The organism is Bradyrhizobium sp. CCGUVB14, from assembly GCF_024199935.1.
In the GTDB taxonomy this organism is placed as follows: Bacteria; Pseudomonadota; Alphaproteobacteria; order Rhizobiales; family Xanthobacteraceae; genus Bradyrhizobium.
The window spans coordinates 174,967-192,500 of the sequence record NZ_JANADS010000001.1 but is presented as its reverse complement, the minus strand read 5'-3'; the positions used below and the strand labels follow the sequence as shown (position 1 = coordinate 192,500).

Annotated in this window: 17 protein-coding genes; 13 read left to right on the top strand and 4 right to left on the bottom strand. The window is 64.5% G+C overall.

All coding sequences use genetic code 11. From position 1 onward, the window contains the following. Window positions 1-27: 27 nt before the first annotated feature. Entirely contained in the window at window positions 28-633 is a 606-nt protein-coding gene (grpE, locus tag NLM32_RS00880) for a nucleotide exchange factor GrpE (protein WP_254127349.1), read from the top strand. Window positions 634-696: 63 nt separating this feature from the next. Here grpE and pncA read toward each other — a convergent pair whose 3' ends face one another. Together pncA and NLM32_RS00870 are read right to left on the bottom strand one after the other, a co-directional pair. After that, window positions 697-1,419 carry a bifunctional nicotinamidase/pyrazinamidase gene (gene pncA, locus NLM32_RS00875; protein ID WP_254127348.1) on the bottom strand — a complete coding sequence of 241 codons (723 nt, stop codon included), beginning with the start codon at window positions 1,417-1,419 and terminating at the stop codon, window positions 697-699. Between the two features lie 267 nt (window positions 1,420-1,686). Next, the gene (locus NLM32_RS00870) at window positions 1,687-2,625 is read right to left on the bottom strand and encodes a hypothetical protein (RefSeq protein ID WP_254127347.1); all 939 of its coding nucleotides are present in this window, start codon (window positions 2,623-2,625) and stop codon (window positions 1,687-1,689) included. Window positions 2,626-3,023: 398 nt separating this feature from the next. Between NLM32_RS00870 and dnaK the strand changes: the two genes are divergently transcribed. The 9 genes from dnaK to NLM32_RS00825 all read left to right on the top strand — a co-directional run bounded on the left by dnaK (window position 3,024) and on the right by NLM32_RS00825 (window position 12,417). After that, window positions 3,024-4,925, top strand: a complete 1,902-nt coding sequence (dnaK, locus tag NLM32_RS00865) for a molecular chaperone DnaK (protein WP_254127346.1) — start codon at window positions 3,024-3,026, stop codon at window positions 4,923-4,925. A gap of 258 nt (window positions 4,926-5,183) precedes the next feature. Further along, the gene (dnaJ, locus tag NLM32_RS00860) at window positions 5,184-6,314 is read left to right on the top strand and encodes a molecular chaperone DnaJ (RefSeq protein WP_254127345.1); all 1,131 of its coding nucleotides are present in this window, start codon (window positions 5,184-5,186) and stop codon (window positions 6,312-6,314) included. 93 nt (window positions 6,315-6,407) lie between these two features. Beyond that, window positions 6,408-7,007 (top strand): class I SAM-dependent methyltransferase, encoded by a 600-nt coding sequence (locus NLM32_RS00855; RefSeq protein WP_254127344.1) that lies wholly within the window; start codon window positions 6,408-6,410, stop codon window positions 7,005-7,007. A gap of 57 nt (window positions 7,008-7,064) precedes the next feature. Beyond that, window positions 7,065-7,643 (top strand): NADPH-dependent FMN reductase, encoded by a 579-nt coding sequence (locus tag NLM32_RS00850; protein WP_254127343.1) that lies wholly within the window; start codon window positions 7,065-7,067, stop codon window positions 7,641-7,643. A 6-nt stretch (window positions 7,644-7,649) separates the two neighbouring features. Then, window positions 7,650-8,360 carry an orotidine-5'-phosphate decarboxylase gene (pyrF, locus tag NLM32_RS00845; RefSeq protein ID WP_254127342.1) on the top strand — a complete coding sequence of 237 codons (711 nt, stop codon included), beginning with the start codon at window positions 7,650-7,652 and terminating at the stop codon, window positions 8,358-8,360. Window positions 8,361-8,382: 22 nt separating this feature from the next. Further along, window positions 8,383-8,694 (top strand): DUF1330 domain-containing protein, encoded by a 312-nt coding sequence (locus tag NLM32_RS00840; protein WP_212301930.1) that lies wholly within the window; start codon window positions 8,383-8,385, stop codon window positions 8,692-8,694. Window positions 8,695-8,948: 254 nt separating this feature from the next. Then, the gene (dapB, locus tag NLM32_RS00835) at window positions 8,949-9,767 is read left to right on the top strand and encodes a 4-hydroxy-tetrahydrodipicolinate reductase (protein WP_254127341.1); all 819 of its coding nucleotides are present in this window, start codon (window positions 8,949-8,951) and stop codon (window positions 9,765-9,767) included. A 25-nt stretch (window positions 9,768-9,792) separates the two neighbouring features. Next, a complete protein-coding gene (locus NLM32_RS00830; RefSeq protein WP_254127340.1) occupies window positions 9,793-10,416 on the top strand; it encodes a 2,3-bisphosphoglycerate-dependent phosphoglycerate mutase in 624 nt (207 codons plus the stop codon). A 45-nt stretch (window positions 10,417-10,461) separates the two neighbouring features. Then, window positions 10,462-12,417 carry a CocE/NonD family hydrolase gene (locus tag NLM32_RS00825; protein WP_254127339.1) on the top strand — a complete coding sequence of 652 codons (1,956 nt, stop codon included), beginning with the start codon at window positions 10,462-10,464 and terminating at the stop codon, window positions 12,415-12,417. A gap of 48 nt (window positions 12,418-12,465) precedes the next feature. On the opposite strand, the gene NLM32_RS00820 is transcribed toward NLM32_RS00825, so the two are convergent. Both NLM32_RS00820 and NLM32_RS00815 read right to left on the bottom strand, forming a co-directional pair. Next, window positions 12,466-13,362, bottom strand: a complete 897-nt coding sequence (locus NLM32_RS00820) for a bifunctional helix-turn-helix domain-containing protein/methylated-DNA--[protein]-cysteine S-methyltransferase (protein WP_254127338.1) — start codon at window positions 13,360-13,362, stop codon at window positions 12,466-12,468. A gap of 55 nt (window positions 13,363-13,417) precedes the next feature. Beyond that, window positions 13,418-13,951, bottom strand: coding sequence for a DUF2244 domain-containing protein (locus NLM32_RS00815; protein WP_254127337.1), 534 nt, complete (start codon window positions 13,949-13,951; stop codon window positions 13,418-13,420). Window positions 13,952-13,973: 22 nt separating this feature from the next. Here NLM32_RS00815 and nth point away from each other — a divergent pair, with 22 nt between their 5' ends. From nth to NLM32_RS00800, 3 genes are read left to right on the top strand one after another with little or no spacing between them, the layout of a single operon-like run. Then, window positions 13,974-14,741 (top strand): endonuclease III, encoded by a 768-nt coding sequence (gene nth / locus NLM32_RS00810; protein WP_254127336.1) that lies wholly within the window; start codon window positions 13,974-13,976, stop codon window positions 14,739-14,741. A gap of 37 nt (window positions 14,742-14,778) precedes the next feature. Then, window positions 14,779-15,915, top strand: a complete 1,137-nt coding sequence (locus tag NLM32_RS00805) for an HlyD family secretion protein (protein ID WP_254127335.1) — start codon at window positions 14,779-14,781, stop codon at window positions 15,913-15,915. Then, window positions 15,902-17,530, top strand: coding sequence for an MFS transporter (locus NLM32_RS00800; protein WP_254127334.1), 1,629 nt, complete (start codon window positions 15,902-15,904; stop codon window positions 17,528-17,530). Before NLM32_RS00805 ends, NLM32_RS00800 begins: the two co-directional genes overlap by 14 nt. Window positions 17,531-17,534 lie beyond the last annotated feature (4 nt).

Here is a 17,534-nt window from a genome sequence, read left to right as displayed (position 1 = left end):
CGTAAGACCAGTTCGAAAAGAGAGCCGATGACCGATCGAGACCGGCAACCCGAAGACACGACTGCCGCGACCGGCGAGCCCGTGGTGTCGAAACCCTACATCATGCCCGACGACCCCGAGCCGGGTTCGGTGGAATTGCTGCAGAAGGAAGCCGCCGAGGCGCGCGACCGCATGCTGCGGACGCTGGCCGAGATGGAAAATCTGCGCAAGCGCACCGCCAAGGAGGTCGCTGACTCCAAGCTCTACGGCGTCACCGGCTTTGCCCGTGACGTGCTCGACATCGCCGACAACCTTCAGCGCGCGCTCGATGCCGTTCCGGCCGAAGCGCGTGCGGCGGCCGATCCCGGGCTGACCGCGCTGATCGAGGGCGTCGAGCTGACCGAGCGTTCGCTGCTCAACGCGCTGGAAAAGCATGGCGTGAAGAAGTTCGATCCGCAGGGCCAGAAGTTCGATCCGAACTTCCAGCAGGCGATGTACGAGGTGCCGGATGCGTCGGTGCCCGCAGGCACCGTCGTGCAGGTCATGCAGGCCGGCTACACCATCGGCGAGCGCGTGCTGCGCCCCGCGCTGGTCGGCGTCGCCAAGGGTGGCGCCAAGCCCGCGCCGGCTGCGAACAGCAACGAAGCGAACTGAGCGATTTTGAGGAGCGCGCTCGCGCGCGTCTCCTCATCATCAAGGTTTGACAACGTGAGCGCCTTACGCGCTCACCGCGATATCCGCAGACTGAATCCGCTTCACGCCGGCCTTGGCCATGTCGGCCCAGGCTTTCGCGAGCGAGCCCTGATTGTCGATGCCGCGGCAGGCGTCTTCCACGACATAGACCTCGAAGCCCGCCTTGCGTGCATCGAGCGCGGTCCAGGCGACGCAGAAATCGGTGGCGAGACCCGCAACGAAGACGCGCTTGATCTTGCGCGACTTCAGATAGGCGGCAAGGCCAGTCGTTGTCTTGCCGTCGGCCTCGAGGAACGCCGAATAGCTGTCGACGTCCTTGTGAAAACCCTTGCGGATGATGAGCTCGGCCTGCGGGATCGAAAGGTCCTTCGACAACGAGGCACCGTCGGTGCCCTGCACGCAATGGTCGGGCCACAGCACCTGCTTGCCGTAGGGCAGGTCGATGGTCTCGAACGGCTTCTTGCCGGAATGCACCGATGCGAACGAGACGTGGCCGGGCGTGTGCCAGTCCTGCGTCATCACCACGTTCGAAAACGCTTTCGCCATCTTGTTGATGACGGGCACGACCTGCTCGCCTTCCTTCACCGCGAGGCTGCCGCCGGGCAGGAAGCAGTTCTGCACGTCGATCACCAGCAGCGCGGAGGTGTCATCCGGCTTGATCGAGGCTGCTGCGAAAAGTGCGCTTGGTGCGAGGCTCGCGAGCGCCGTGGTTCCCAGCGCCGCCAAGATTTGTCGTCGGTCCAGCATCGTCCACCTCCCCTCAAAGGTTGATCCAATGGAGGGAAGCCTAATTCCGTTCGTGTACGAACAAAAGCCCGAAAATGCAGCCGGCTTTGGCTAGCGGTTGAGCTGCCAGCCCCAACATCGCCGTCGTCCCGGCGAAGGCCGGGACCCATACGCCGCAGCAATAGTTATGCGACGACTCGGAGTTACCAGTTCGCCCAACAACCTCTCCCTGTGGTTATGGGTCCCGGCCTTCGCCGGGACGACACCGAGGGTGCTGGACGAGCCGTGCTAGCCCTTCGGCTGGATGCCGTCGCGCACGGCGCGGAAGCGGGTGAAGGCGTCCGACCATTGGTCGCGCGGCGCGCTGGCGATGATGCGCAGCGAGGTGCCGCCGCCGAAGCGGATCCACTGCACCACCGTCACCGGGGTCTTGTCCTTGCCGCTGACGCCGTCGATCCGGGTCTCAAAGCCCGGCTGGCCGTTGATGCGGATTGGCTCGGACATGGTGACGCGGGACTCGCGTACGCCGGGAATCTGGAGCGCGGCTTCCTGGGCGAAGCGGGCGCGGTCGTCAGCCTGCTGCGGGGTGGCGCCGATCAGGCCGAGGATGATGAAGGGCTTCGATTCATAGCCCGAGGCTTCGTTGCCGTCGGCCAGGATCAGGCTCGAGCCCGGCACCAGCGTGCGGACGTCCTTGAAGCCGGCGAGATCGGTGATCTTGAACGGCATCAGCCCGATCTGCTCGTCAGCCGACACTTCCTTGCGGGTGGTGGCGGTCGCAAACATCTGGCGGACCGCGTCATCGGTGTAGATCTTCGACGCGTTTTCGGGGACCTGCACCGCGACATAGCCGGAGAAGCCGGTGCCCGGCACGATCATCGAATAACGCTTCACCGGCGTCGTGCCGGCCTTGCCGCTCTCGGTGGTGAAATAGGCAAGGCCCGCCGGCGTCTCGATCTTGTCCGGCTTGACGCCATTGTTGCCGGCCGGATTGGCGGTGAAGGCGCTCACGACCTCGCCGTAAGCCGCCGGCGGCAGTTCGGTGACCAGCACCTTGACGCTGCCATCCTCGTTCTCGAAGCCCGGAAAGGTTTTGGCCGTGTTCAATCCGACCAGCGGCACCATGCCGAGGCGCAAGCCGGGCGGGTAGACGGCATCGGCGGCAAGCGCCGGAAGTGCCGTGGCAACGAGCAGGGCGAGCGCGGCGAGGGGGCGGGTCAGCTTCATGGGCACTCTGATTGGTTCACATTGAGGCCGTTCAATGGTCGGCGATTGGGCCGCTTTGTCGCGCGAGGCGGCCCCATGGCGAGGCTGTCCGGCAGGTCGGCCTTGTAGCGGGTTTGGCGCGCCGGTAACAGGGCCGGGGCCGACCACGGCGGCAGGGCCGGCAGATCGCCGAACCTGTTAATATTTCCTCACCCGCAAGGGCGGTTGAGCCCGGATATGATCTTCCAAAACCCAATGTTTTCACGGCCGAAACTTGCGTTCGGTCCTTGCGGGCCCCTCCCCCCCTCCTATATGAGCGTCAACCATCGCAATATCGCGAATGTTTGATCTTAGGGGGTTTCGGTTCGGGTGCCTTCTGGGCCCAGCCAACCTGCCGCAAAAACAAGGATATCAGGACCATGGGAAAGGTCATTGGGATCGACCTCGGCACCACGAATTCGTGCGTCGCCGTAATGGATGGCAAGAACGCCAAAGTCATCGAGAATTCCGAAGGCATGCGCACGACGCCTTCGATCGTCGCCGTGACGGACGACGGTGAGCGCCTCGTCGGCCAGCCTGCCAAGCGCCAGGCCGTAACCAATCCAGAGCGTACGTTCTTCGCAGTGAAGCGCCTCATCGGCCGCCGCTACGACGACCCGATGGTCGAGAAGGACAAGAAGCTCGTTCCGTACAAGATCGTGAAGGCTTCCAACGGCGACGCATGGGTCGAGGCCGACGGCCAGACCTACTCGCCCTCGCAGGTTTCGGCGTTCATCTTGCAGAAGATGAAGGAGACCGCGGAAGCCCATCTCGGCCAGAAGGTCGACCAGGCGGTCATCACTGTTCCCGCCTACTTCAACGACGCCCAGCGTCAGGCCACCAAGGACGCCGGCAAGATCGCGGGCCTTGAAGTGCTGCGCATCATCAACGAGCCGACCGCGGCTGCGCTGGCCTATGGTCTGGACAAGACCAAGACCGGCACGATCGCCGTGTACGACCTCGGCGGCGGCACGTTCGATATTTCCATTCTCGAAATCGGCGACGGCGTGTTCGAGGTGAAGTCGACCAACGGCGACACCTTCCTCGGCGGCGAAGACTTCGACATGCGCCTCGTGGGCTATCTGGCCGACGAGTTCCAGAAGGAGCAGGGCATCAACCTGCGCAACGACAAGCTCGCGTTGCAGCGCCTGAAGGAAGCCGCTGAGAAGGCCAAGATCGAGCTCTCGTCGACGACGCAGACCGAGATCAACCTGCCCTTCATCACCGCGGACCAGACCGGTCCGAAGCATCTGACGATGAAGCTCACCCGCGCCAAGTTCGAAGCGCTGGTCGACGACCTCGTCCAGAAAACCGTCGAGCCCTGCCGCAAAGCGCTGAAGGACGCCGGCGTCACCGCCGGTGAGATCGGCGAAGTCGTCCTGGTCGGCGGCATGTCGCGCATGCCGAAGGTCCAGGAAGTCGTGAAGCAGCTGTTCGGCAAGGAGCCGCACAAGGGCGTCAACCCGGACGAAGTCGTGGCGATCGGTGCCGCGATCCAGGCCGGCGTGCTCCAGGGCGACGTCAAGGACGTGCTGCTGCTCGACGTGACCCCGCTGTCGCTGGGCATCGAGACGCTGGGCGGCGTGTTCACCCGCATCATCGATCGCAACACCACGATCCCGACCAAGAAGAGCCAGGTGTTCTCGACCGCCGAGGACAACCAGAACGCGGTCACCATCCGCGTCTTCCAGGGCGAGCGTGAAATGGCGGCCGACAACAAGATGCTCGGCCAGTTCGATCTGATGGGCATTCCGCCGGCTCCGCGCGGCATGCCGCAGATCGAGGTGACCTTCGACATCGACGCCAACGGCATCGTCAACGTCTCGGCCAAGGACAAGGCGACCGCCAAGGAACAGCAGATCCGCATTCAGGCCTCGGGCGGCCTGTCGGAAGCCGACATCGACAAGATGGTCAAGGACGCCGAGGCCAATGCCGCGGCCGACAAGCAGCGCCGCGAGGCGGTCGATGCCAAGAACCACGCCGACGCGCTCGTGCATTCCACCGAGAAGGCACTGGCCGAGCACGGTTCGAAGGTCGGCGAGACCGAGCGCCGCGCCATCGAGGACGCCGTCAGCGACCTCAAGGAAGCGCTGAAGGGCACCGATGCCGAGGCGATCAAGGCCAAGACCAACACGCTGGCCCAGGCTTCGATGAAGCTCGGCGAGGCCATGTACGCGCAGCAAGCCGAGGCCGACGCCAAGAGGGATGCGGCCAAGGATGACGTCGTCGACGCGGAATTCACCGAAGTCGACGACGACAAGAACAACAAGAAGTCCGCTTAAGCCCGAGAGGGTATGATGCGGACGGCTTGGACCCCACACACTGCAATGGCCTCCCCCCTCAGGGGGGAGGCTTTCGTGTCGGGTGCGACGGGCGGCGGATCTGTTTCGATCGGTCCCGTTACGATCAATCAATTCCCAGCCACTAAGCTCAACGCTGCCATGCAGCCCTCTGCCATCGCGCGGAAGGCTGCCTATATGGTCGCGTGGCGACGTTGCTTCGCCCCGACTTGAATCGCGATTGGATAGGCCGAGTCAGAAATGTCCACCAAGCGCTGCTATTACGAAACCCTCGAAGTCGAACGCTCTGCCGACGATTCGGTCCTGAAATCGTCCTTCCGCAAGCTTGCGATGAAGTTTCACCCCGACCGCAATCCCGGGGACGACAGCAGCGAGGTCAAGTTCAAGGAAATCAACGAGGCCTACGAGGTCCTGAAGGACAAGGACAAGCGCGCGGCCTATGACCGTTTCGGCCACGCCGCTTTCGAGCAGGGCGGTCCCGGTGGCGGCGGCGCCGGTTTCGGCGCGGGCTTCGCCTCGTCCTTCTCCGACATCTTCGAAGATCTGTTCGGCATGGCCGGGCAGCGCGGCCGCGGCGGCCGCGAGCGTGGCGCGGACCTGCGCTACAACATGGAAATCACCCTCGAGGAAGCTTTTGGCGGCAAGACGGCGCAGATCGAGATCCCGGTCTCCGTCACCTGCGAGGCCTGCTCGGGCATCGGCGCCAAGGCCGGCACCAAGCCGAAGACCTGCTCGACCTGCGGCGGCGCCGGCCGCGTGCGGCAGTCGCAGGGCTTCTTCACCCTCGAGCGCACCTGCCCCGGCTGCCAGGGCCGCGGCCAGATGATCGAGGACGCCTGCCCGTCCTGTTCGGGCCAGGGTCGTGTCACCCGCGAGCGGACGCTGTCGGTCAACATTCCGCAAGGCGTCGAGGACGGCACCAGGATCAGGCTCGCCGGCGAAGGCGAAGCCGGCGTCCGTGGCGGCCCGCCCGGCGACCTCTACATCTTCCTGTCGCTGGCCCAGCACCAGTTCTTCCAGCGCGACGGCGCCGATCTGCATTGCCGCGTGCCGATCTCGATGGTCACGGCCGCGCTCGGCGGTGAATTCGAGGTGCCGACCATCGACAAGGGCAAGGCCAAGGTGAAGGTGCCGGCCGGAACCCAGTCCGCCCGCCGATTCCGCATTGCATCAAAGGGCATGCCGGTGCTGCGCTCGCGCCAGATGGGCGACATGTACGTCCAGGTCGTGGTCGAGACCCCCCAGAACCTCACCAAGAAGCAGCAGGAATTGCTGGCCGAGTTCGAAAAGCTCTCCTCCGGCAACACCCAGCCGGAATCCGAGGGTTTCTTCACCAAGGTCAAGGATTTCTTCGGTAATCGGGCGAGTTGAGCCGTCTTGACCGTACCGCCTTCGGCCTATACGTGTTTATGACCATTTTCTGACACGCCGCGATCATGCGGTCTCGTCCCGTCCGGTCCAGACATGCCATTGCCGTCGTCCGCGCGTGCGTTGAAGAAGCCTCGTCTTGATGACGAGGTGCGCTTTCTCAGATCGTGGATCGAAAAGCCCCTCCACATGGGTGCGGTGATGCCGTCGGGCAAGCTGCTTGCCCGGACCATGGCTCACTACGTCGATATCGATTCGGATGCTCCGGTGGTCGAGCTCGGGCCCGGCACCGGCGCCATCACCTCGGCGCTGGTCGAGCGCGGCGTTGATCAGAAGCGCCTCGTCCTGGTCGAATACAATCCCGGCTTCTGCGCGCTTTTGCGCGACCGCTATCCGCAGGCCAAGGTGGTGCAGGGCGATGCCTACCGCCTGCGCGACACGCTCTGGAACGTGCTGAGCGCGCCCGCCTCCGCCGTCGTGTCCGGCCTGCCGCTGGTCACGAAACCGATGCTGACGCGGTTGCGGCTGATCCGCGATGCCTTTACGGCGCTCTCGCCCGGCGCGCCCTTCGTCCAGTTCACCTATGCGGTGGTGCCGCCGATCCCGAAATCGCTGCCCGGCGTGTCCACAGAGGCCTCGGAACGGATCTGGATGAACCTTCCGCCGGCCCGCGTCTGGGTGTATCGCAAGGACTAATTCCGCCGGCTTCCTTTCATGCGCGGCGGGCTCGTTTCGCCGAACGTATGGAAGAGGATGTCAGCCCCGAAAATCTTGGTCATTCCCGGCTCGCTGCGCACCGGCTCGCACAACGCGAAGCTGGCCGCGGTCGCCGCCTATGAATTCGCCCAGGCCGGCGTCGACGTCACCCGCATCTCGCTCGCCGATTTTCCGCTGCCGATCTACGACGGCGATCTCCAGGCCAAGTCGGGCATCCCGAAGCACGCCATCAATCTCAAGCGCATGATCGGTACGCATCATGGCGTGCTGATCGTCTCGCCCGAGTACAACGCCTCGGTGCCGCCGCTGCTCAAGAATGCGATCGATTGGGTCAGTCGCGTGCAGGATCTGCACGAGGCGCGTGGCGACGTCTTCCGCAACCGCGCCTTCGCGCTTGCCGGTGCTTCGCAGAGCCGGCTTGGTGCGGCCCGCGCGCTGCAAGCGTTGCGGCTGATCCTGACATCCTGCCACGCCAATGTGATTGCCAGCCAGCTCACGCTCGCCTTTGCCGACCAGGCCTATGACGATATGGACAGGCTCAAGAACCAGGGCGATATCGACGCCATGAAAGAGATGGTGCGGCAGTTGATCGACATTTCCCAACGCATGATGTGAGGTGACATGACGCAAGCCGAAATCGCCCCGAAAGACCGCCTGATCGTTGCGCTCGATTTACCCAGTGTCGATGCCGCGGAGGCGATGATCGCAAGGCTCGGCGACAGCGTCACCTTCTACAAGATCGGTTATCGCCTCGCCTATGCCGGCGGCTTGCCGCTGGTCGCCAAGCTTGCCGACAAGGGCAAGAAGGTCTTTCTCGATCTCAAGCTGCACGACATCGGCAACACCGTGACGCAAGGCGTCGAGAGCATCACCAAGTTGGGTGCGACCTTCCTCACCGTGCACGCCTATCCGCAGACCATGAAGGGCGCCGTCGAAGGCCGCGGCTCTTCGCAGCTGAAGATCCTCGCCGTCACGGTGCTGACCTCCTACAACGAGGACGATCTGCACGCGGCCGGCTACCGGCTCGGCGTCTCAGAGCTGGTCGAAGCACGCGCGCAGCAGGCGCAGGTGCTTGGCGTCGACGGGCTCGTGTCCTCACCCGAGGAAGTCGGAGCCTTGCGCAAGATCGTCGGCCACCAGATGCATCTCGTCACCCCCGGCATTCGCCCGGCGGGTTCGGCAACCGGCGACCAGAAGCGCATCATGACGCCCGGTCGTGCGATTGTCGCGGGCGCGGATTATCTCGTCGTCGGGCGGCCGGTGGTGGAAGCCTCCGACCCCAAGGCGATTGCAGAGGCCATCCAGGTCGAGATTGCGCAGGCGCTTGCCTAACCAACACCCAGGGAGAAGAACAATGGCAAAAGGCTACTGGATCGGACGCGTCGACGTGAGCAGCGACGAGGGTTACAAGCCCTACGCCGTCGCCAACGGTCCGATCTTCAAGAAATGGGGTGGCCGCTTCGTCGTCCGCGCCGGCAAGTTCACCACCGTCGAAGGTGCAAGCCGCACCCGCAACGTCGTGATCGAATTCCCGGACTACCAGACCGCGATCGCCTGCTACAATTCCCCGGAATACCAGGCCAACATCAAGGTGCGCCAACCGCACTCGATCGCCGACCTCATCATCATCGAGGGCTATGACGGCCCGCAGCCGTCGGACGGCTGAGGCGCGGTCTTCTTTACCCTCCCCTGGAGGGGGAGGGTCGATCGCGCGAAGCGCGGGTGGGGTGGGGTGATCTCTCCACACGGGCACTGTCCGTTGTGGAGAGACTGTCACCTCACCCCGTCTCACATTTCGCTTCGCTCCATGTGAGCCGACCCTCCCCCTCTAGGGGAGGGTGGGAGCGCGCCGTGCGCCCATGGCCTCTCGGTTGCCGGAACTGCATCCCGCCGCTACAACGGCGCTGAGAGGATCAAACCATGTCAGATATGCGCCTGATTGTTGCTGGAGCCGGTGGCCGGATGGGCCGCGCCCTGACGCGGGCGATTGCCGACAGCAAAGGCGCGGTGCTCGCAGGCGCCCTGGAGGCGCCGGGCTCGGAGTTGCTCGGCAAGGATGCCGGCGTGCTCGCGGGCCTGCCCGAAAACGGCATCAAGCTGTCCGCCGATCTCTGGGCGATGTCCAAGGACGCCGACGGCATTCTGGATTTCACCGTGCCGGCCGCGACCATCGCCAATGTCGCGATCGCCGCCGAGCGCGGGCTCGTCCATGTCATCGGCACCACCGGGCTGTCGGCTTCCGACAACGCCGTGATCAAGAGCGTCACCAACCGCGCGGTCGTGGTTCAGTCGGGCAATATGAGCCTGGGCGTCAATCTGCTCGCCGCCGTGGTCAAGCGCGTCGCCAAGGCGCTCGACGAGAATTTCGACATCGAGATCGTCGAGTCCCATCACCGCATGAAGGTTGATGCGCCCTCGGGGACTGCGCTGATGCTGGGCCAGGCGGCGGCTGCCGGTCGCGGCATCCCGCTCGACGATGAGCATTCGGAACGCGGTCGCGACGGCATCACCGGCGCGCGCAAGCCCGGCGCGATCGGCTTTGCCTCGTTGCGCGGCGGCACCGTCGCCGGCGAGCACAGCGTGACCTTCCTCGGCCAGTTCGAGCGCCTGACGCTGTCGCATCTCGCCGAGGACCGCATGCTGTTCGCGCACGGCGCGCTGAAAGCGGCGTTGTGGGCGCACGGCAAGAAGCCGGGACACTACTCCATGGCCGATGTGCTCGGCCTCGCTGACATCTGAACCAAGCAAGCAACGGAAACTGTCAATGAGCGAACGTCTTCTCGTGCTGGTGCGGCACGGCCAGAGCGAATGGAATCTGAAGAACCTGTTCACCGGCTGGAAGGACCCTGATCTCACCGAGCTCGGCGTGAAGGAAGCCTCCGAGGCGGGCCGCAAGCTGAAGGCACAGGGCCTCGTGTTCGACGTCGCCTACACCTCGGTGCTCACGCGCGCGCAGCACACGCTCGATCTCATCCTCGGCGAGCTCGACCAGAAGGGACTGCCGACCTCGAAGGACCTCGCGCTGAACGAGCGCGACTACGGCGATCTCTCCGGCCTCAACAAGGACGACGCGCGCAAGAAGTGGGGCGAGGACCAGGTGCTGATCTGGCGCCGCTCCTACGACGTGCCGCCGCCCGGCGGCGAAAGCCTGAAGGACACGCTGGCGCGCGCGCTGCCCTATTACGTGCAGGAAATCCTGCCCGGCGTGCTCAACGGCAAGCGTACGCTGGTCGCCGCCCACGGCAACTCGCTGCGCGCGCTGATCATGGTGCTGGAGAAGCTGTCGCCCGAAGGCATTTTGAAGCGCGAGCTCGCGACCGGCGTGCCGATTATCTATCGGCTCAATGCGGATTCGACGGTGGCGTCGAAGCTGGATCTGGCGTCGTAATCGTTCGGGAGCTGGTGCGGAGCGGCGCAGAAAGGGCGGGCCTCCATGGACGGTTCGGCACGGAGCGGAATCTCCCGACGTGAAGCCGCCAAGCTCGGCATTGGCCTTGGTTTGATGTCGGTCGCCGGCGCCGGAAAGGCGGCCCAATCCTACGAGGTGATCCTCGAAGCCAAACTCATGGTGCCGATGCGCGACGGCATCAGGCTTGCCACCGATGTCTATCGCCCCGCGCTGAACGGGAAGGCACTGCCCGGTCCGTTTCCCGTCATTCTCGAGCGGACCCCCTACGGCCGCAATATCGTCAGTCGATCCGAAATATCCGTCGCGGAGCCGAAGCCGAAATCGCGTGCCGAGGTTGCGGCGTTCTTTGCAAGGACCGGCTATGTCGTGATCTATCAGGACTGCCGCGGGCGCTATGATTCCGAGGGCGAGTTCGTCAAATATCTGAGCGACGGAAACGATGGCTACGATTGCTGCAAATGGATCGTGGCTCAGCCGTGGTGCAACGGCAAGATCGGCACCATGGGGCTATCCTACGCGGCTCATACCCAGGGCGCGCTCGGTTGCACCAACCCGCCAGGCATTGCCGCGATGTTTCTCGACAGCGGCGGCTTCTCCAATTCCTACCAGGGCGGGATTCGCCAGGGCGGTGCGTTCGAACTGAAGCAGGTGACCTGGGGCTTCAACAACGGACTGGTCAGCCCGGCGGTTCAGAACGATCCAATCCGGCTCGCCGAAATGAAGGCCATCGACCTGAAGGCCTGGTTCGCGCGCATGCCCTGGAAGCGCGGCCATTCTCCGCTGACGCCCGCTCCCGAATACGAAAACTATGTCTACGACCAGTGGGAACACGGCAATTTCGACGATTACTGGAAGCAGATCGGCATTCACGCGGCTGGCTATTACGACCAGTTCAGTGACGCGCCGATGGTGCACATGTCGGCCTGGTACGATCCCTATCCGCGCACGGCGTCCGAAAATTATATAGGTCTCAAGGCTCGCAAGAAGGGCCCGGTCAGGCTGATCCTTGGCCCCTGGACGCACGGCGACCGCTCGCTGACCTATGCAGGCGACGTCGATTTCGGGCCGGCCGCCACGCTCGACCGCAATCTGGCGCAGGATTATCTGAGCCTGAGATTGCGCTGGTTCGACGCCTGGCTGAAAGGCGAGCCCAACGGTGTGGCCGAAGAGCCGGCGGTACGGATTTTCGTCATGGGAGGCGGCTCCGGCCGCCGCAATGCTGCAGGCCGGCTCGACCACGGCGGACGCTGGCGCGCCGAAAAGGACTGGCCTATCCCGGACGCGCGCAATACGGCCTACCATCTGCATGAGAACGGCCGTTTGGCGCCGGAGTTGCCTGCGGCAGCAGTCGAGCCGCTGACCTTCGATTTCGATCCGGCGCATCCGGTGCCGACGATCGGTGGTACGGTGACTTCGGGCGCTCCCGTGATGGTTGGCGGGGCGTTTGACCAGACCGAGGGACCGCGCTTCTTCGGCTCGCGCGAGCCCTATCTTCCGCTTGCCGCACGCCCCGACGTGCTGGTCTTCGAGACGCCGGTGCTCGATCGCGACATCGAAATCACCGGGCCGATCGTGGCTCATCTCTGGGTTTCGTCCGACCAGCTCGATACCGACATCACGATCAAGCTGATCGACGTCTATCCGTCGTCTGATGATTATCCGCAGGGCTTCGCCATGAACCTGACTGACGGCATCCTGCGGCTGCGCTATCGCAATTCCTGGGAGAAGCCCGAGCTGCTGCACCCGGGCGAACCCGTTGCAGTGACGGTCGAGGCTTTCCCCACCGCCAATCTCTTCAAGCGCGGGCACCGTATCCGGCTCGATGTCTCGTCGAGCAATTTTCCTCACTTCGACGTCAACCCGAACACCGGCGCATCCGAGGGCAAGGGCCTCTCGCGCCGGGTGGCTCGCAACAGCATCTATCTGGACCGCGATCGCCCGTCGCACGTGGTCTTGCCGGTCATCCCCGAACGATCGTGACCGGTCGATGCCGCAAGCGGGAGGCATCGCGCGCCGCGTGCGCGACGATTACTGCATCCCCAGCTGCCCGGCCTCCCAGCCCAGCATTGCCTGCTTGCGGGTGATGCCCCAGTGATAGCCGGTGAGCGTGCCGCTCTTGCCGAGGGCGCGGTGACACGGCACGACGAAGGAGACGGGGTTTTTTCCGACCGCTGCACCGACGGCGCGCGAGGCTTTCGGATTGTCGATGTTGCAGGCGATGTCGGAATACGACACCGCGCGTCCCATCGGGATCTTCAACAGTGTCTCCCACACCCGCACCTCGAAATCGGTGCCGATCATCACCACCCGCAACGGCTGGTCCGGCCGCCACAGCTTGGTGTCGAAGATGCGTTGCGCCAGCGGCGCGGTGCCTTCGTGATCCTCGATGTAAGTTGCGTTCGGCCAGCGCCGCGTCATGTCGGCCAGCGACGCCTTCTCCTCGCCGGGGTCGGCGAAGGCGAGACCCGAGAGGCCGCGATCGGTCGCGATCACGATCGCAGTGCCGAACGGCGAGGGATGGAAGCCGTAGCGCAAGGTCAGGCCCGCGCCGCCGTTCTTCCATTCGCCTGGCGACATCGCTTCGTGCGTGACGAAGAGGTCGTGCAGCCGGCCCGGACCCGAGAGCCCTGAGTCGAGCGCCGCGTCGAGGATGCTGGCGGAGTCCCGCAGCAATCCCTTGGCGTGGTCGAGGGTGAGCGCCTGCATGAAGGCCTTCGGCGTGATCGAGGCCCAGCGGCGGAACAGATGGTGCAGTTCATCCGGCGTGACGCCGGCCGCGTCGGCCATCGCCTCGATGGTCGGCTGCGCGCGCCAGTTCTCCGAGATGAACGCGATGGCCCGGCGCACGGAATCGTAGTCGCGCAGCGCGGCGTTCTGGGGGCCCGGCTTGGCCAGGCGCTGGTCATGTATGGCGAGTGTCATCATGGTCGGAAATGTAGGCGCGGCAGGGATGCGAAACCACCCGATTTCCGACTGCGCTTCAGGTCACCGGGTTGTAGGTCGGGCCGCGCTTGGCGGCGTTCAGCGCCTCGATCAAGCCTTTGTAAAAACTCGCTTTTTCATCGGGCCCTAAAAAACGTGCGATCTGGATCTGGTGACCGCGCGAGATCAGGTAGAGATGCTCGATGCCAAAATCCTCGTCGACCTCCATGTCGAGGCGGACCCAGAGCGGATTGAAGATGAATTCGGCCACCTGGCCGTGGTGGCTGACGCGGCGCACGCGCAATTCGGAGGTCGTGACCGTGATCTCCTCGCGCGCCCGTCCGGTGCGGAAATTGACCTTGAAGGCCCACCAGACCACGAGCACGTCGAGGCCGAAAAAGCCGAGCACCGGCCAAGCGCCCTTCATCAGGAAGACTATTCCGGTGACGAAGCTGACGACGCTCAGGAACAGCATCACGGCGAGGAAGCCGGTGCGGTTCAGCGAGCGGTGCGGCGTCAGCAGCGCGGAGAAGATCTGCTGTTCGCGCGGATCTTCAGAAGGCTTGCGCTCAATTTCGTTGCCTGTGCTCATCGTCCCTCAGTATATCCCGATCATGGCGAAAATCACCCGCAAGCCGGCCTCGCGCAAAGCGGCGGTGCCGAAGAAAAAGGCAAAGGCGGCCACGGCCAAACCAAAGGCGCCTGCGAAGAAATCCCTCAAGGGCATCAAACCCAATTCTATTAAACCCTGGACGCCGGCGGAAGTTCGCGAGGTCTTCAGCCGTTTCCAACAGGCCAATCCCGAGCCGAGGGGTGAGCTCGAGCACGTCAATCCGTTCACGCTGCTGGTTGCCGTGGTGTTGTCGGCACAGGCAACCGACGCCGGCGTCAACAAGGCCACACGCGCCTTGTTCGAGATCGCGGACACGCCGCAGAAGATGCTCGACCTCGGCGAAGAGCGCCTGCGCGAATACATCAAGACCATTGGCCTCTACCGTACCAAGGCCAAGAACGTGATCGCGCTGTCGGCCAAGGTGCTCAGCGATTTCGGCGGCGAGGTGCCGCGCACGCGGGCCGAGATCGAGTCGCTGCCGGGCGCGGGACGCAAGACTGCCAACGTCGTGCTCAACATGGCCTTCGGCGAGCACACCATGGCGGTCGACACGCACGTCTTCCGCGTCGGCAATCGCACCGGACTCGCGCCCGGCAAGACGCCGCTGGAAGTCGAGCTTGGTCTCGAAAAGGTGATCCCGGCCGAGTTCATGCTGCATGCCCATCATTGGCTGATCCTGCACGGCCGCTATACTTGCCTCGCGCGCAAGCCGCGCTGCGAGGTTTGCCTGATCAACGATCTCTGCCGGTGGCCGGAGAAGACGGTGTGAACGTGGCGTTCGGGCCAAGTGGTTTTGGGGGCATTCGTTGAGTCAGCAGGAACAAGTTCCGTCACCGCCACCCGCAGCCACGCCGGCGCCGCCGCCGAAGCCGACGCAGCGGCCGGCGTCCTCGCTCTGGAGCCGTCTCGCGATCCCGATGTTTGCCGTGATCGTCGCGCTCGTCTTCGTCGCGCTGGCGACATTGCGCTTCGACGAATGGGTCGGCAATGCCGTGGTTCAGACCACCAATGACGCCTATGTGCGCGCCGACCTGACCCGGCTGTCGAGCCGGGTCTCCGGCGAAGTGCTGACCGTCGCAGTGGACGACTTCCAGCGCGTCAAGGCCGGCGATCTCCTGATCCAGATCGATCCCGCCGATTACGAGGCCCAGGTCGCGCAGTCCGAGGCCGCGGTCGCCGCCGCGCAAGCCGTGCTCGACAATCTGGCCAACCAGATCGAGCTGCAATACGCGACGATCGCACAGGCCGAGGCCGCGCGGCTGTCGGCGGAAGCGCTGGAGGTCGAGGCCAAGCAGGAGCAGGAGCGCCAGCAATCGCTGACGCAGACCGAAGCCGGCACGCGGCAGCGGCTCGAGCAGGCGGTTGCGGGCCTCGCCAAGGCGCAAGCCGATGTGCGCGCCAGCCGCGCCGTGATCGCGGCCCAGCAGCATCAGCTCGAGGTCCTGCAAGGCACCAAGAAGCAGCGCGCCGCCGATCTCGACGCCACCAAGGCGACGCTGGCGAGCGTCAAGCTCAAGCTCGGCTACACCAAGATCACGGCGCCGTTCGATGGCGTCGTCGGCGAACGCCAGGTGCAGCCGGGCGATTATGTCAACATCGGCACCAACCTCATCAACGTCGTGCCGCTGCCCAAGGTCTATGTGATCGCGAACTATAAGGAGACCCAGCTCACGCACGTGATGCCGGGGCAGCCTGTCGAGATCACCGTCGACAGCTTTTCGCGCGAGAAGCTGCGGGGCAAGGTCGAGCGCATTGCGCCCGCGACCGGCGCGCAGGTCGCGCTGCTGCCGCCCGACAATGCGACCGGCAATTTCACCAAGGTCGTGCAACGTATTCCCGTGCGCATCCAGTTCGATGACAACCAGCCTTTGCTGGCGCGGCTCGTGCCGGGCATGTCTGTCGTCACCAGCATCGATACGAAGGGCGCGGATGGCGGAAAATGACGACGCCAGTCGCGGCCCGGTCTCGCGCGGCGGCATCGCGCCTCAGCCGCTGTTTGCCGTGGCGGCCGTGCTGCTCGGCTCGTTCCTCACCAATGTCGACAGCCGCCTGACCACAGTCGGCTTGCCGGATCTGCGCGGCGCGTTCTCGCTTTCATTCGACGAGGGTGCGTGGCTCTCCACCGCCGGCATCGGATCGCAGATCCTGATCGCGCCCGCAGTGCCGTGGCTTGCGACCGCGTTCGGCCTGCGCCGCGTGCTCGGCATCCCGAGCTTGATCTATGCCGTGATCTCGCTGATCGTTCCCTTGGTGCACGATTATCCGACGCTGATCGCGCTCAGCGTCGTGCATGGCCTCCTGCTCGGCACCTTCGTGCCGGCGACGCTGATGATCATATTCCGGAACTTGCCGATGCGCTGGTGGCTGCCGGCGATTTCGCTCTACTCGATCCGCGTCGGCTTTGCCTTCGACACGTCGAGCTCGCTGGTCGGCTTCTATGTCGATCATCTCGGCTGGCAATGGGTCTACTGGCAGAGCGTGGTGATCGCGCCCCTGATGGGCCTGATGGTTTATCTCGGCACGCCGAGCGAGCCTGTGAACCGCGCGCTGCTGCGCGAGGCCGATTGGGGCGGCATGCTGCTGCTCGGCGTCGCGGTCTCGATGATCTATGCCGGCCTCGACCAGGGCAATCGGCTCGACTGGCTGGGCTCCGGGACGGTGATGGCGCTGCTCGTCGGCGGCGCGGTGCTGTTCGCGGGCTTCATCGTCAATGAATCGCTGGTGCGCCAGCCCTGGGCCCATGTCGATGTGCTGTTCTCGCGCAACATCGGATTGGGCCTGGTCCTGATCCTGCTCTACACGCTGACCAGCCTCTCCAACTCGTCGCTGGTACCAAATTTCCTCGGCAATGTCGGTCTGCTCAGGCCGGAGCAAAGCGGTCTCTTGTTGCTGACCTATGGCGCGCTGCCGATGTTCGTGCTGGTGCCGATCTCGATCTGGCTGCTGCGGCATTTCGATACGCGCACCGTGGCGGTCGTCGGATTTGCCTGCTTCGCGGCTGCCAATCTCTGGGGGACTCAACTGACCCATGAGTGGGCGCGCGAGGATTTCATCGGCATCGTGCTGCTCCAGGCGATCGGACAGTCGCTGACCTTGCTGCCGTTGATCATCACGCTGCTGTCCAACTCCGATCCGAGCCGCGCCACCGCCTTTGCCGCCTACATCCAGGTCATGCGGCTCGGCGGTGCCGAGATCGGCGTGGCGTTGATGGGAACCTGGTTGCGCGTTCGCGAGCAGGTCCATTCCTTCTATATCGGGCAGAACCTGGAGGTCGGCGACGTCAATGTGGTGCGTGCGCTGAAGCAGCTTGCCGATCTCTTCGCCGCCCACGGCGTCGGTTCGGCGCCGGCGCGCGCGGTCGGCACGCTCGCAAGCTTCGTTGCGCGCGAGGCCAATGTGCTCGCCTATATCGACGGCTTCTGGCTCTGCTTCTGGCTGGCGATATCAGCGCTCGGCTTCATCGCCCTGATCACCCGCGCGCCGCCGGGCCCGTTTAGGCCGGCGCCATTCGGCTTCGCCAAGATGGTGCTGAGGAAATGCGGGGTAGCGGTGACGTAGCGAA